General features: G+C 57.6%; 15 protein-coding genes. 3 read left to right on the forward strand and 12 right to left on the reverse strand.

Annotation, left to right across the window (positions count from 1 at the left end; genetic code table 11):
* The first annotated feature begins 122 nt into the window (after positions 1-122).
* Positions 123-584 carry a DUF2631 domain-containing protein gene (locus tag ACLI1M_RS07340; RefSeq protein WP_023021307.1) on the forward strand — a complete coding sequence of 154 codons (462 nt, stop codon included), beginning with the start codon at positions 123-125 and terminating at the stop codon, positions 582-584.
* 180 nt (positions 585-764) lie between these two features.
* Here ACLI1M_RS07340 and ACLI1M_RS07345 read toward each other — a convergent pair whose 3' ends face one another.
* The 3 genes from ACLI1M_RS07345 to rlmN are packed head-to-tail and all read right to left on the reverse strand — an operon-like array spanning position 765 to position 4,336.
* Positions 765-2,357 (reverse strand): hypothetical protein, encoded by a 1,593-nt coding sequence (locus ACLI1M_RS07345; protein ID WP_248098792.1) that lies wholly within the window; start codon positions 2,355-2,357, stop codon positions 765-767.
* Positions 2,358-2,362: 5 nt separating this feature from the next.
* Positions 2,363-3,193: an ABC transporter ATP-binding protein gene (locus ACLI1M_RS07350; RefSeq protein ID WP_023021305.1), complete on the reverse strand. Its 831-nt coding sequence runs from the start codon at positions 3,191-3,193 to the stop codon at positions 2,363-2,365.
* An 18-nt stretch (positions 3,194-3,211) separates the two neighbouring features.
* Positions 3,212-4,336, reverse strand: a complete 1,125-nt coding sequence (rlmN, locus tag ACLI1M_RS07355; protein ID WP_198010463.1) for a 23S rRNA (adenine(2503)-C(2))-methyltransferase RlmN — start codon at positions 4,334-4,336, stop codon at positions 3,212-3,214.
* A gap of 82 nt (positions 4,337-4,418) precedes the next feature.
* Here rlmN and ACLI1M_RS07360 point away from each other — a divergent pair, with 82 nt between their 5' ends.
* The gene (locus ACLI1M_RS07360; protein WP_200288924.1) at positions 4,419-4,826 is read left to right on the forward strand and encodes a lipopolysaccharide assembly LapA domain-containing protein; all 408 of its coding nucleotides are present in this window, start codon (positions 4,419-4,421) and stop codon (positions 4,824-4,826) included.
* 87 nt (positions 4,827-4,913) lie between these two features.
* Here ACLI1M_RS07360 and ACLI1M_RS07365 read toward each other — a convergent pair whose 3' ends face one another.
* From ACLI1M_RS07365 to rpsB, 5 genes are all read right to left on the reverse strand, one after another.
* Positions 4,914-5,792: a phosphatidate cytidylyltransferase gene (locus tag ACLI1M_RS07365; RefSeq protein WP_248098793.1), complete on the reverse strand. Its 879-nt coding sequence runs from the start codon at positions 5,790-5,792 to the stop codon at positions 4,914-4,916.
* A gap of 151 nt (positions 5,793-5,943) precedes the next feature.
* On the reverse strand, positions 5,944-6,501 hold the full coding sequence (frr, locus tag ACLI1M_RS07370) for a ribosome recycling factor (protein WP_023021301.1): 558 nt from the start codon (positions 6,499-6,501) through the stop codon (positions 5,944-5,946).
* A gap of 71 nt (positions 6,502-6,572) precedes the next feature.
* A complete protein-coding gene (gene pyrH / locus ACLI1M_RS07375) occupies positions 6,573-7,259 on the reverse strand; it encodes a UMP kinase (RefSeq protein ID WP_023027755.1) in 687 nt (228 codons plus the stop codon).
* A gap of 268 nt (positions 7,260-7,527) precedes the next feature.
* The gene (gene tsf, locus ACLI1M_RS07380) at positions 7,528-8,340 is read right to left on the reverse strand and encodes a translation elongation factor Ts (RefSeq protein ID WP_248098794.1); all 813 of its coding nucleotides are present in this window, start codon (positions 8,338-8,340) and stop codon (positions 7,528-7,530) included.
* A gap of 300 nt (positions 8,341-8,640) precedes the next feature.
* Positions 8,641-9,474, reverse strand: a complete 834-nt coding sequence (gene rpsB / locus ACLI1M_RS07385; protein ID WP_005325233.1) for a 30S ribosomal protein S2 — start codon at positions 9,472-9,474, stop codon at positions 8,641-8,643.
* A 393-nt stretch (positions 9,475-9,867) separates the two neighbouring features.
* Between rpsB and ACLI1M_RS07390 the strand changes: the two genes are divergently transcribed.
* Complete coding sequence (locus tag ACLI1M_RS07390; protein WP_259824673.1) at positions 9,868-10,374, forward strand: M23 family metallopeptidase; 507 nt, start codon at positions 9,868-9,870, stop codon at positions 10,372-10,374.
* Here the strand turns inward: ACLI1M_RS07390 and ACLI1M_RS07395 are convergent.
* From ACLI1M_RS07395 to ACLI1M_RS07410, 4 genes are read right to left on the reverse strand one after another with little or no spacing between them, the layout of a single operon-like run.
* Entirely contained in the window at positions 10,371-11,288 is a 918-nt protein-coding gene (locus tag ACLI1M_RS07395; RefSeq protein WP_248098796.1) for a tyrosine recombinase XerC, read from the reverse strand. The two genes, ACLI1M_RS07390 and ACLI1M_RS07395, sit on opposite strands and share 4 nt — an antisense overlap.
* Before the next feature lie 35 nt (positions 11,289-11,323).
* On the reverse strand, positions 11,324-12,505 hold the full coding sequence (gene dprA / locus ACLI1M_RS07400) for a DNA-processing protein DprA (protein WP_248098797.1): 1,182 nt from the start codon (positions 12,503-12,505) through the stop codon (positions 11,324-11,326).
* Positions 12,502-14,064: a YifB family Mg chelatase-like AAA ATPase gene (locus tag ACLI1M_RS07405; protein ID WP_316330664.1), complete on the reverse strand. Its 1,563-nt coding sequence runs from the start codon at positions 14,062-14,064 to the stop codon at positions 12,502-12,504. The genes dprA and ACLI1M_RS07405 overlap by 4 nt, the downstream gene beginning before the upstream one ends.
* The gene (locus ACLI1M_RS07410) at positions 14,051-14,449 is read right to left on the reverse strand and encodes a YraN family protein (RefSeq protein ID WP_200288920.1); all 399 of its coding nucleotides are present in this window, start codon (positions 14,447-14,449) and stop codon (positions 14,051-14,053) included. The genes ACLI1M_RS07405 and ACLI1M_RS07410 overlap by 14 nt, the downstream gene beginning before the upstream one ends.
* Positions 14,450-14,517 lie beyond the last annotated feature (68 nt).

The following is a 14,517-nucleotide window of genomic DNA, read 5'->3' on the forward strand; positions in this document are numbered from 1 at the left end:
CGGCGGGGGTGTTTAATCGCCATCTAAGGCGCGATGATTTAGAATGTGTAGCAGACAAATGGCATTGGTGTGCCCGCACGCCCATCGCGCAGACGGGCATACGCAGAAGCGAAGGAGAGCAAGTGTCTTCCCACAAGCCGGTACCGCAGGTATATGACGGTGTTTCTACTGAGGACGTCCCATCCGCAGGATTCGGTTGGTCCCGCATCAGCCGCTCGGGCGTGCAGATCGCCGGTTGGATTTCCGTTCTCTTCTTGATCGCCTACCACTTTGGTAATCACAAGGGCCACGTTGAGACTGTCTGGCTCGTCGTACTGACTGTCCTGCTGGTAATCGGCCTGCTCATTCATGCTTTCCAGCCTAAGCTGCACCAGGTGCGCACCGTGACCGCCCGCAACCAGCCGGTGGGCCACCAGGAACCAGACTGGGTCTACGACCAAAAGACCAACACCGGTGTGTACGCCGAGCTGAGCGATTCCCAGCTGCGCGCGCTGAATATCGAGCCTTCCCGCGTTTCTCACCTGCGCGTTGAGCCAGGCACTAACAACGCCACCCCGGTTTCCTCCAGCAAGCACGCGCTCTAAGCTTTCAGCACACTTTAGCTACCGCCGCCCTTCCCCGCGAAGGTCGGCGGTTTCTTTTTGCCTCCGCTTGCCGACGCCTCTCCCCTTACTCAGCGCTCACTCTGCTGGGTGCTGCCCTGCCCACACCCACCCTTAGCAAGAGCGCGGTGTGGGCGATACTTGCTAAGAAGCGCCCGAGTTTTAAGACACCCAGTGGCCCACCTTGGCGTAGATCTCGGGCAGGGTGTTATCGACGCGCTTGCCACTGACCCGCAGTGCGAGGACATAACACGCAACAGGCACGGCTATGACGAGTACAAACCCCAGCGCGACCAGCACCATGTTCGAGCCGTAGCCGATAGCCATTGGGATGACGCCTGGGATGATGGGCGTCCAGCCAATAAACAAACTCAAAATAGCGCTTAAGAAGGCGCTAGCCGAGTAGCCGGATTTATCCGCCCACATATTCCCGCCAGGCCGCGCGGTGGCAAAGGGATTAAAGGTGGTGAGCAGCAATGACAATCCGGCGGAAGAAATGAAGATTCCCAGGGCAGCAACCACCAAACAGGCAGTGAGAGCTTTATCCGCACTTAGCGCAAAAAGCAGCATCGCCGTGAGCACAACAATTATGGCTGAAAGCACCACGTGCGCCCAGTGCCGCGCGTAGAGCAGCGTGCGCGGACGAACTGGGGCGGCCATCTTTACCCACAGGCTTGGACCGTCATAACCAAAATCATTGGTGGCGACGATTCCGCCTATCAGCCCGAGGAATAACAAACCTACTGAAGATAAATCGGAGTCAGTAGCAAAGCCCTGGATAATCAAGACGACTGCCAGAATTGGCTGCATGATAATGCTGCCAATAAGGCGGGAGTCACGGAAAATATAGCGCAGCGAGCGCGTAAATTCCATGGCAGCAGGGCTGCTATAGGAAAAGGAACCAAGGGAAAAGCGGCTTATCCCCTTGGACTTCTCACGGTGATTGCGTGCCGACGGGGAAACCGTACGGTGCTCGAATTGCCGCCGCAACAACCAATGCCACGCCCACACAGCTACGCCCAGAGTCACTGCGGCGATGAGAAATTGTGCGCAGGCTTTCACTAGCTCGCCTTGAGCAAGCGCAAGCGCCCACCCCACCGGTGCTCCAACAGGCGTCCACGCTAATCCTTCACCTACAGTTCCCAACGGAAAGTCAGAGCCCGCGAGAGAAGAAAGTTTAGTAGAGCCAAAGATAAGGACGAACACCGCCACCGAACCCAAGGCCTTAAGCTTCGTGGAACTAAGCTCCGCGACAGTTGACCCGACATGAACCGCGAGATCCACCAGCACCAGCGTCAGCACAAGGGCGAAAAGCATTCCTAGACAGAAAGGCAAGATGAACAATGCCTTCCCGTTTGCCGCCAGGATCACGCTTCCGGCCACCGCATAAGCAATGGACAGCAAGACTGAGACCGGGGCACGCAGATTAAGCACCGAGGCGATAGCGAGTGCCGGTGTGATGTCTTTCAGCCGCAGCGGAAACGCGGAAAGCTCGCGGGCAGATAGCTGGTTCTCTCCGCTGGGCATGATGAGGGTGATAACGATGAAAGCCAGCGTGCCAAGACCAGGGGCCACGGTTAAGGCTTGCACGTTCCCAGTTCCGGTGGAAATATCTGCCGCAGCAAGAGCGGCGAGCGATGCTAGCCCGATGAGTCCATAGAGCAAAAGGCAGATCGGGATCATAACCGCTGCAGCATTCGCTTTAAGGCTTCGCACCCATAGTGTGCGGTGCAGCTTGAGAAGCGTCGAAGTCATTGCGTCTACAACTCCCCTTCCCCGCGCTGCGTTGTGCTGCCTTCGCTGCGCAACCACTCGAAAGAGTCCGCATCAAATTCACTTCCGCCGGCGAAGTGAATGAAGGCATCCGTCAGGCTGCCGCCTTGGCGCACATCTTCCACGTGGCCGGCGGAGAGCACCTGGCCACCGGCGATGATGGCTACGTGATCGCATAAGCCTTCCACTAATTGCATAACATGTGAAGACAGGATTACTGTGCCTCCGCGGGCGACATAGGCGCGCAGGATCTCTTGAATAAGCTGCCCCGAAACGGGATCCACTGCCTCTAGGGGCTCATCTAGTATCACGACCTCTGGGTTATGCAGGAGCGCGCCCGCCAGAAGTATCTTTTTAGTCATGCCGGCGGAGTAGTCCGCGATGGGTTTATCGGCGGCGTCGGCAAGCTGCAAGGCATCCAAAAGCTGTGCGCTGCGGTGCTCGACTTCGGCTTGATTCATGCGGCGCAATGCGCCGAGATAGAACAAGTACTCTGGGCCCGATAAACGGTCGAAGACCGGAGCGCCGTCGACAAGCAGGCCCATGGCCGCCTTGGCTGGCAGTGGCTCCTGCCAGGTATTGTGCCCGGCGATAAAGGCCTCGCCGCTATTTGGGCGCAGGAGGCCACACGCCATGGTCAACATGGTGGTTTTGCCCGCGCCATTGGGGCCAACGATGCCATAAATAGAGCCCCGCGGGATGTCGAGGCTCAAATTCGACACCACGGGGCGTCCAGCGAAAATTTTGTTCAGACCGCGCACGGCAAAGGCCTGCGTGGTCGGATCATCTGCAAGTGGCGGATAATTCGGAACAATCATGTCCGCCAATCTTATCAGTTAGGCTGACTTATCTTCCCGCTCATCCGCTGCAAGCTGACCACAAGCCGCCGCAATCTCATCGCCCTTTGTATCGCGCACCGTGCAGGGAACGCCTTGGGCTTGCACGCGACGCACGAACTCGTCCTGGCGGTCTTGCGGGGCCGCATCCCACTCTGAGCCCGGCGTGGGGTTCAGCGGAATAACATTAACGTGGACCTTGGAGCCCAACTTCTGGTGCAGCTTGCGCCCCAGCATATCGGCGCGGAAATCCTGGTCATTCTTATCGCGAATCAGGGCGTACTCAATGGACACGCGGCGGGCGGACTTATCCGCATAGTAGCGCGCGGCATCCAGCACCTCATCAACAGACCACCGGTTGTTGACCGGCACTAGACCGTCACGCAGCTCATCGTCCGGAGTGTGCAAGGAAACGGCCAGAGTGCAGGCCAAGTCTTCGTCCGCAAGCTTGCGAATTGCCGGAGCCAAGCCCACGGTGGAGACGGTCACGTTGCGCTGGGAAAGGCCAAAACCCGTACCATCCTGGCCAGTAATCTGACGTACGGCCTGGACCACGCGCTTATAGTTGGCCAGCGGCTCACCCATGCCCATAAAGACAACGTTGGACAAACGCCCACCTTCTGCAGCCATGGCGGACGCAGCGTGGCGGAATTGCTCGACAATCTCGCCCGTGGACAAGTTACGATCAAGGCCGCCCTGGCCAGTAGCGCAGAACGGGCAGGCCATGCCGCACCCTGCCTGGGAAGAAATACACAAAGTAGCGCGACCTGGGTAGCGCATCAGCACTGATTCCAGTAGCGTGCCGTCGTGCAACCGCCACAGGGACTTAGTGGTCTCGCCGTCGTCCGTGGAGGTGGTCCGGATGGGTTTCATCAGCTCAGGGAAGAAGGCTTCCTTGACTGCTTCGCGCTTGCCGGCGGGGATATCGGTCATATCCTCGACGTTGTCGGTGTAGTGCTCGTAATAGTGCTTAGCCAGCTGCTTCGCACGGAATTTAGGTAGGCCAATTTCTGCGAGCTTGTCAATGCGCTCGTCTTCGGTCAGGTCCGCAAAATGCTTAGGAGGCAATCCGCGGCGCGGGGCGGAAAAGTTAAGTTTCACTGGTTGAGCCATAATATTGCCCATCTTTCCACGGTCTGCGTGGGATTTTCCAATTGGAGGCCGTGCCAAGTGGCATAATCGACAGGATTAAAGAAATAATGGATACATGACAAATCCAAATTATCCTGCAGATGATTTTTCTTCTTCCGACGCAGACCTCTCCTCGGCGGAGCTGAACGCTTCTGAACCGGAGACTAGTTCTGACCTAGAACCAGCCGTTTCTGACTCTACTTCTCACTCCACCCAGCCCTCTGGCAAGGCGAAGGGATCTTTCGCGGCCAGCACGTGGATGGCGCTTATCGTAGGATTCCTGCTGCTGATTGTCCTCATTGTGTTCATCATGCAAAACCAGCACGAGGTTCCCATGAACTTCCTGGGCTGGTCTGGCGAGTTCCCCGCCGGAATTGCTTTCCTCATTTTTGCTATCGGCGGCGCACTCATCATGGCGCTAGTCGGTGGCTGGCGCATGTTTGAGTTGCGTCGCCAGCTACGCAAGCAAGCGCAGCAGGTATAAATCTATATAAAAGCCGCCTCTCCCCTGTTCTGCCGTCTTTTTCGGGCAGTTTATACGGGAGAGGCGGCTTTTGTTTGTCTGATGTTCCTATGGTGTAAACGTAGACAGGAAGCTAATCGCTACCCAGGTGACCATGGCAGAAGGTAGCATGCCATCCAAACGGTCCATGAGGCCGCCGTGGCCAGGAAGCAAGGCCGACATATCCTTAATACCTAGCTCGCGCTTAAATTGGGATTCCACCAAGTCTCCCAAGGTGGCACAGATAACTAGACCGAGCCCCATCAGGCCACCCACCCAGGCATCGTGATGAAGCAAAAGCTTCACTGTGAGCGCTCCGGTCACCACGCCGAAGATGATGGACCCGCAAAACCCCTCCCAGGACTTTCTCGGGCTTACTGCGGGGGCCATTGGGTGGGAGCCAAACATCACGCCCGCGACATATCCGCCGGTATCGGAAGCCACAACGCACAGCATAAAGACGACGATGGAGGCAGCCCCACTAGAAAATGGAGTCGACACTAGCGACAACATAGCTGCGAAGGTGGCAAAAAGGGGAATCCACGTCAGCACAAAAATACCGACGGACATATCACGCAGGTAGTTGATAGGCGGACGATGACGGCCATTATGGAAAAGGCGGCCAAACATAAGTGCCAGCACCGCAGTGACATAGACCGCTACCAGGCCTGGCGCACCCAGGGGCCATGAGATCCACACCATGGCTTGGCCCAGAATAATAAGCAGCGTACGCGGAACATAGTAGGAATGCTCCCGCAGGCGGCTGAGGACCTCCCACATCGCAACGCCTACTGCAAGCGCTACGACCGCATACCAAGCCAGCGGACCAGCCCACACGGCAAGCACCACAAGAACGCCGAGCCCCACGCCAACACCGATAGCGGCCGGCAAGTCGCGGCCTGCACCATTCTTTGGCTGTGGCAATCGGCGGTTTATGGCGTCACTCACCGTGACCGGCTCCTTTCGCTGTCTTGTGTGATTCCCCGGCTAACATGCTCAGTTCCGCCGGCTCTGCCCCGTTTGTGGGAGCGGCGGGCCTTGGAACAGAAAAAGCGCCGCCGGCCGAGGAGACAGGCACGGCGGCAACAAAGCGGAGGTCCTAGACCTCCATCAGCTCGTTTTCCTTATTCTCTACCAAGCTGTCTACCTGCTCGATGTAGCCGGAGGTAATCTTTTCCATTTCCTTTTCTGCTGCGATGACTTCGTCCTCGCCGGCATCGCCGTCCTTTTGCAGCTTCTTCAACTGCTCCATGGCCTTGCGGCGAATATTACGGATAGCGATCTTGCCATCCTCACCCTTGCTCTTAGCCAGCTTCACCATTTCTTTACGGCGTTCCTCCGTCAACTGCGGGACAGTCACGCGCAGAACCTGACCATCGTTGGTGGGATTGACGCCCAAATCCGAGTTGCGGATGGAATTTTCAATCTCATGGATCATGGACTGCTCATAAGGCTTGATGAGCAGCATGCGCGGCTCTGGTACGGATATGGTAGCCATTTGGGTAATCGGGGTGGGAACACCGTAGTATTCGGCTACCAAGCCGTTGAACATGGCGGGGTTCGCGCGGCCGGTACGAATGGTCACCAGCTGCTCGCGGGTGTGCTCGACGGAAGCGGTCATGTGCTCTTCTGCTTCGAGCTGAATCTCATCGATCATGAGGCTAAATCATCCTTAAACGAATAGGGGTGGCTGTATAAAAAGGTAGCAGGTTCGCAGCCGCTACAGTATTAGGACTGCACCAGCGTGCCGATAACTTCACCGCCAGCTGCGCGGGCAATATTGCCCTCCTCCAGCAGGTTAAAGACCAAAATCGGCATATCATTGTCCATGCACAGGCTAAAGGCCGTTGCATCTGCCACCTTTAGGCCCTTTTCAATGACCTCACGCGGGGTAATTTCGGAGTACAACTCTGCATCCGGATTGGTGCGCGGGTCATCCGAGTAGACGCCGTCGACTGCCTTAGCCAGGAACAGAACCTCGGCGCCAATTTCCAAGGCGCGCTGCGCGGCGGTGGTATCCGTGGAGAAGTACGGCATACCCATGCCAGCGCCGAAGATAACTACGCGACCCTTTTCCAAATGGCGGTCCGCACGCAGCGGCAGGTACGGCTCAGCAATCTGCGCCATGTTGATGGAGGTCTGTACGCGGCAATCAACACCTTGCTGCTTGAGGAAATCCTGCAGTGCGAGGGAATTCATTACCGTGCCGAGCATGCCCATGTAATCCGAGCGTGCCCGGTCCATACCGCGCTGGGATAGCTCCGCGCCGCGGAAGAAGTTTCCGCCGCCAATCACCACTGCAATCTCGATTCCTTGGCGGGAGACCTCGGCGATTTGGCGGGCAACGTTTTCAACCACATCCGGATCGATACCGACCTTACCGCCGCCGAACATCTCACCGCCCAGCTTCAGCATTACTCGCTTATATCCGGTTCGCTTAATATCTGCAGCAGTCACGCCTACTTCGTCTCCTTAACGCGGGGCAGTTTCAATCTCCGCCCCATCTTACCCATATATCTTTCGCATCCTCACACCACCTGCCGATGCAGCCCGGTGGGTTTAAGCTAGGCACCAAAAAGGCACCTAGAGAAAAGAGAACCTCGCGCCGGTCACCCCATTAGCGCACAACAAAGCCCACAAAGGACGGTCCTTTGTGGGCTAGGTTTTAAAAGCGAGAGCGTGCTTAAGCGCCAACCTCGTAGCGAACGAAGCCAGTGATGGTGGTGCCAGCCTCTTCCGCAACCTGCTTTACGGTCTTCTTGTTATCAGACAAGGAAGCCTGCTCCAGCAGAACGATGGACTTGAAGAAGCCGTTCAGGCGGCCTTCCACGATCTTCGGCAGGGCTGCCTCCGGCTTGCCCTCCTCACGAGTAGTGGCCTCAGCGATCTCGCGCTCCTTTTCGACGATCTCTGCAGGAACGTCTTCGCGGGTGAGGTACTCAGCGTTCATTGCAGCAATCTGCAGGGCGGCAGCGTGAGCGCCTTCCTCGTTGCCCTCGTAGGAAACCAGAACGCCCACTGCCGGCGGCAGATCAGCGGAACGCTGGTGCAGGTAAACAGCAATGTTGTCACCCTCTACGGTAACTGCACGGCGTGCCTGCAGCTTCTCACCGGTCTTAGCGGACTCCTCGTCCACTACCTCGGAAACCTTCTTGCCGTCGATCTCAATGTTGTTGAGATCGTCTGCGGAGTTTGCCTTGGCCTCAGCGGCAGCGTCAGCAATCTTGGCTGCGAAGGTCTTGAAAGCCTCGTTCTTAGCAACGAAGTCGGTCTCACAGTTGATCTCGACCATAGTGTTGCCAGAAACAGCAATCAGGCCTTCGGTTGCCTCGCGGTCAGCGCGCTTGGAGACGTTCTTAGCGCCCTTGATGCGCAGGTACTCAACGGCCTTATCGTAGTCGCCGTTGGACTCTTCCAGAGCCTTCTTGCAATCGAGCATGCCGGAGCCGGTAGCTTCGCGCAGTGCCTTGACGTCTGCAGCAGTGTAGTTCGCCATAGTTGGGGCGATCCTCCTTGAAAATCAAACAGTGTTCGTTCAAACAGCGTAGTCGACGCGGTGAAATCGCGCCGCTTTAGGGTGGCAGAAACCACCCCTTTTCTCACCTATGCATGAAGGTGGAGCTGGCTTCAGCAGCACCCAGCATAGATAAAACCAACCCCCGCCGCCGTTTGAGCACGGTGGCGGGGGTTGGTAAACAGCCTTGGGCAGGTATTACTCCCTTGCTGCCCCACACCAAAAGTGCGTGGGGTATTCAGTTAAACGCAGGTAAGGAAGGTTCCTACCAAGAAAGTACGATTACTTCTCGGCCTTGTCTGCGGATGCTTCCTCAGACTTTTCTGCGGAAGCCGGATCGGAAGCTGCGGCAGCCGCCTCAGCGTCACGCTTTTCCTTTTCAGCAGAGTCGCCGGCAGCTTCCTTGGCTGCAGCCAGCTGACGCTCCTCACGAGCCTTCTTGCCTTCCTCTACAGCGGAGGCAACGATGCCGGAGAGCAGCTTGGTGGAACGGATGGCGTCGTCGTTGCCCGGAATCGGGAAGTCAACGTCGTCCGGGTCGCAGTTGGTGTCCAAGATGGCAACAACTGGGATGTTCAGCTTGTGAGCTTCCTTGACCGCGATGTGCTCCTTGTTGGTATCAACAATCCACAGAGCGGACGGGGTCTTAGCCATATCGGAGATGCCGCCCAGAACGCGCTCGAGCTTGGCGCGCTCACGGTTGAGCATGAGAACTTCCTTCTTGGTGCGGCCCTTGTAGCCGTCCTCACGCTCGTCCATTGCCTGAAGCTCCTTCATGCGCTTCAGACGCTTGGACACGGTCTGGAAGTTGGTGAGCATGCCGCCCAACCAGCGGTGGTTTACGTAAGGCATACCGACGCGGGTTGCTTCCTCAGCAACTGCTTCCTGAGCCTGCTTCTTGGTACCAACGAACAGGATGGTGCCGCCGTGTGCAACGGTTTCCTTGACGAACTCATAAGCCTCGTCAATGTAGGTCAGCGTCTGCTGCAGGTCGATGATGTAGATGCCGTTACGGTCAGTGAAGATGAAACGACGCATCTTCGGATTCCAGCGACGGGTCTGGTGGCCAAAGTGCACACCAGCGTCGAGGAGCTCGCGCATGGTTACAACTGCCATGATTCGCTCGCTTTCTTTTATCTTGTCTTTCGGTTTTCCAATTGTGCGGTGTTTTATTCCGCACCCTAGCAACGAAGGCCCCGCTGACACCTTGTTTCCAAGGACCACGTCAGCCGCCAGGCTGTCTCTTCCTTCCAGCAGGAAGCGACAACTTCGCCGCGCGTAGTCAATGCCTCCACACGGTGGACACACTGCTGCCTCAAAGAATAATCCCTCTACGCTGGTTTTTCCAAACCGAATACAACTTATTCACACTAGGGTCGAAGCTGCTAAGCATCATGCGCCACATTCACCCCAATTGGACCATCCGCTACTCGTAATCCACAGCCCCACAGGCAAGGGCTTTCTGACAGCTCACCTCTGGTTAATGCTTTTCCCATGAGCCATTTTTCTGTGTCTTTTTCAAAGCTCGCTTTCCGACGCCCCACCTTCACCACCACTGCCTTCCTCGTCGTTTCTTCCCTCCTACTACTGTGCTGCCCACCGGCCACGTCCTACGTTGATCCTGCCTCGGGTAAGCCAAACCCGGCGCGGGTTTTGCGCGGGTTTGAAGCTCCCGAGCAAAAGTGGAGTCCCGGCCACCGCGGTGTAGACATGGCCCTTGCCGTGGGTTCTCCGGTGGTAGCCGCTGAAGATGGCGTTGTCGCGTTTGTCGGCACGGTGGCAGGAAAGCCGGTTGTTTCCATCACCCATGCGGACGGGGTAAGGACGACTTATCAGCCCGTACACGGCGCCGTAAAACAAGGCCAAGAGGTTCGCGAAGGACAAGTCATTGGCCGCTTGGGCAATCCCGTCGATGGCTATCCCGGCCTGCACTGGGGCGCCCTCATTGCAAAAGATACCTATATCGATCCTTTAACCTTGCTGGATATGCCAGTGATACGCCTCAAGCCGCTTTAAGCTCGAGGATGCGCCTGGTTATATACGCGTTGCAATCTTTGCGCAGATACGTGGGTATAGATCTGCGTGGTATTAAGCGAGGAATGCCCCAATAGTTCTTGCACAACGCGCAAATCTGCCCCGCCTTCTAGGAGGTGGGTGGCAGCCGAGTGCCGCACTCCGTGCGGGGTAAGCCCTTGTGCACCGCTAACTTTGGCGGCCCTATCCACAATGCGCCGCACCTGGCGCTGGTCAATGCGACCTCCCCTGCTGCCTACGAATACGGCTTTAGTTCCTTCCTCAGCGAGTTGTCCACGGCCCTTTTCTATCCACTGCCGCAAGGCGTCGTCCGCCGCATGACCAAAAGGCACCACGCGCTGCTTATCTCCCTTACCGGTTACGTGCAAGGTGCCGCGATGAAAATCAATATCGCTCAGGTCTAGGCGCACCAGCTCCGCCACGCGCATCCCTGAGGCATACAGCAACTCCAAGATGGCACTATCGCGCAGGAAGTGAGCTTCGTCTGCAGAAACCGCATTGCCCATGAGCTCACCGGCCTGCTCGGGGGATAGAACCGTCGGTAGGTGGCGGCCTACCTTGGGCGTGACTAGCCGTGCGGCTACATCTCGCTCGAGGTGCCCTTCGCGCACTGCCCAAGTGGAAAATCCTTTGACCGCTGCGGTGCGCCGCGCCAAGGTGGAGCGCGACTTTCCTTCCGCTACGGCCTCTGCCAGCCATTGGCGCAGGTTGTTGAGGTTAAATTCCGCAAAGGTAGGAACGCTGCGAGCAAGGTCGCGCAGATCTGAGCGATACCCACGTACCGTTGCCTCCGCACGGCCTTTCACGTGCAGTTGGAAATCCGCGAAGTCTTCGATAACCTCAGCCATCTGCTCCTGAATATCCGGCGCCTTCGCGGAAACTCCATCTTCACTCATGTCACAGCAGTGTACTCGCCTTTCACTGGGGCTATCTATTCCGTTTCCCGGCGCGCCCAGGTATTGCCGTGGCGGACAACGACACACATCTTCTCTAACGCCAATAAAAGGTGAACTGTCAACGGCAGACGAAATCCCGCTTCGCGGGCAATGTCCTCTGCCGTAGCTTTTTCTTGGCCTGGCGGCGGTGTTGCATCAAAGACTCGCAACTCATTGCGGGAGAGACGTTGTGTCATTGTTGCCGCAAAATTGATTTCATATTGTGCACCTGGATCTACTTCCCCGGCGCGGCTGACTAAGGCGCGAATTTCATCGGCGCTGGTGACCAACTGTGCACGGCCTTCCTGAATGCGCTGGTGACAGCCCAACGAGCCGCTAGTGGTTATCGGCCCCGGTACAGCCATGGCCACGCGTCCTAGCGCTTCTGCCCAGTTGAGAGTATTAAGTGCGCCGGATCGAAAAGCCGCCTCCATAACTACGGTGCCGTGACTGAGTGCTGCAACTAAACGATTGCGCGTTAGGAACCGGTGTCGCTTCGGTGCGGTTTCCGGTGCGAATTCAGAAATAACGCACCCGTTATCCGCGATCTTGGCAAATAGATTGGCATTGCGAGCCGGATAGTCCCTATCGATGCCGCACGCCGCTATAGCTACCGTGTGCCCGTTGTTGTGCAAAGCAGTTTCATGCGCCACGGTATCAACGCCTAGGGCGCCGCCAGATATAGGAGTCCATTCGTGTTGAACCAATCCGGACACTACGTTTTGGGTTGCCTGCCAGCCATAGCGAGAAATGGCGCGAGTGCCAACAATCGCTACAGCCTGAGCAACCTCCTGCTTCACAGGGGCGCCACGCACCCAGAGGCTGTGCGGCGGCAGTGCTTGGTCATCAAAGGTAGCTGGGGCTTCCCCGCTGTTTTGATAAAAGCCGAATGCGGAATCAAACTCCTCCGTTGGCCATTCTGGGCTTTCTGCCGTGATGAGCCGAGCCCCAACGCGTTCGGCTGCTGCCATATCCTCCGCTTGACGCAGCCAATCATAACGGGAGGCCGTGCGCGCAAGCAGCGGTCCTATCCAATCGGCACGATGGTAAATTCCATGGGCGATTTCCTCAGCCGGATACTGCGTAAGCAGGGCCTGCAAAGCAGCGGAAGGGCCTTCTACCACGCGGTTGAGGTATACCCAGGTGGCATAAGGGGTGGAGAGATCTAATTCGCTCATGCCGCGAGCCTTCCCACGTTGATGGAGCCACGCAGGTCGAGTGCGCGTCCCACCTCATCCAAGTCCGGCTGCATCTTCCCTGCTAAATCAGCTAAGGTCCACGAAAGCCTGAGCACACGGTCCACCCCGCGCTGGGAAATTTCGCCTTCCGCCAGGTAGGCGGACAACATGACCATTGCAGCATCCGCAGCCGGCCGCTTTCGGCGCAAGTAGGACGAAGGAACCTCGCCATTGGTCCGCGCGGAAATGCCATCCGCCCACCACCGCGCAGCGGCACGCTCGCGGGCAGCGGCAACTCGCTCGGCAATGACTGCGGAGTCTTCTTCGCCCTCCGCGTTAATCGTCGCCGCCTGCCCACTTAAGGTGACCACCATATCTAGACGGTCCCGGAGCGGACCGGAGAGGTTGGACAGATAGTTCATGCGCTCGTGGGGGTTACACCTGCACTGCGAAGGATCTTCTGCCGAGCACCTACACGGGTTTGCTGCCATGACCAGTTGGAAGCGAGCAGGATAGATAACTTCTCGGCGCGAGCGCGCAAGCCGTACTTGCCCTTCTTCCAACGGGGCACGCAGGCCATCGAGTACCGGTGCGGCAACCTCGCTGACCTCGTCGAGGAAGAGCACACCATTGTGAGCCAGGCTTACCGCTCCTGGGCGCGGATGCCCGGATCCGCCACCCAGCAGCGCGGCCCGAGTAACCGAGGCATGCGGGGCGATAAACGGAGCATGCTCAATGACCTCACCTGGCGTTCCGGTAAGCGAATGAATCGCGGTGGTCTCTACCTGCTGATCCGGGGTAAGTGTAGGCAGGATGGTGGGCAGACGGGAGGCAATCATGGATTTTCCCGCCCCTGGAGGACCGATCATCATAAGGTGGTGCCCGCCGGCCGCAGCAACCTCGGCGGCCCATTTTGCATTCGCTTGGCCCGCGATATCGCAAAAATCCGGGCGTGCTGCAGCTGCGGGCGCGGGGTCGGGCGATCCAGGAAAACTCGCCGCCTGCGGTAACCCACGGTTTCCACACGCCCAGCTAAAAGCCTCTTTCAAAGATGCTGCGACGAGTACGTCCAAATCCGGCACCAAGGTTGCCTCGGCTGCGTTACCCGGCGGCACGATAAGAGTTGATATTCCCTGCTCCCTTGCGGCTAGGAGGGCCGGAATAATACCTGCGACGGGCCGAACGGATCCGTCGAGACCGAGCTCTCCCAAAACCAAGGTGCGCTGCAGCCGCCTCGCGGGCGAAGGCGAATTGCCAAAGCGCGGAAAGTCACCTTCTGCCTGCGCCGCCAGGATCGCGAGCGCTATGGGTAAGTCAAAGTGGGAACCGGATTTGGGAAGCGACGCTGGAGACATCGAGACGACCACTTTGGTCTTGGGCCAAGGAAGGTGGGAGTTAAAGGCTGCAGTCTTGATCCTATCCCGCGATTCAGAGATCGCGGTATCCGTCTGACCCACAACATGTATCCCTGGCAGGCCGTGGCCAACGTTCGCTTCTACATCGACTAACTGTGCTAGAACTCCGTTGAGGGACATCGTCAAGCAATTACCTAGAGCCATCTTCAACCCCTTTGAAGTGTTCTAGCGCAAATCCCTGCCCGCGCTCCAACAACGTTATAACGTCGAATCGCACCGAAGACAGTGGCTTTCCATCGAGCCACTGCGCTGCAGCCTTGCGAAGGCGCGCTAGCTTCTGCGGGGTTACGGCTTCTGCCACCCCGAAGCTGGCAGTGGCACGCGTTTTAACCTCAACAAAGACGATGGTTCCGTCCGCCTCGCGCGCGATGAGGTCAATTTCTCCTACCCTATAAGAGACATTAGCGGCAATAATTTCGGCCCCGCGTTCACGGAGGTAGCGCGCGGCGAAGGCCTCTCCCCTTTTCCCTAAGACTTGCTTATGGCGAGGCTTCTTCGTGGCTAGGTGGTGTTCTGAACTAAATTGCATTGCAGTTTATCCTTGTGCGTCGTGAAATTCATCGGCCTGCACAGAACACCGCAGCTAGCATGGGGTGC

The sequence above is a fragment of the Corynebacterium sp. LaCa54 genome (genome assembly GCF_046717495.1).
GTDB classification, from domain to species: Bacteria; Actinomycetota; Actinomycetes; order Mycobacteriales; family Mycobacteriaceae; genus Corynebacterium; species Corynebacterium kefirresidentii.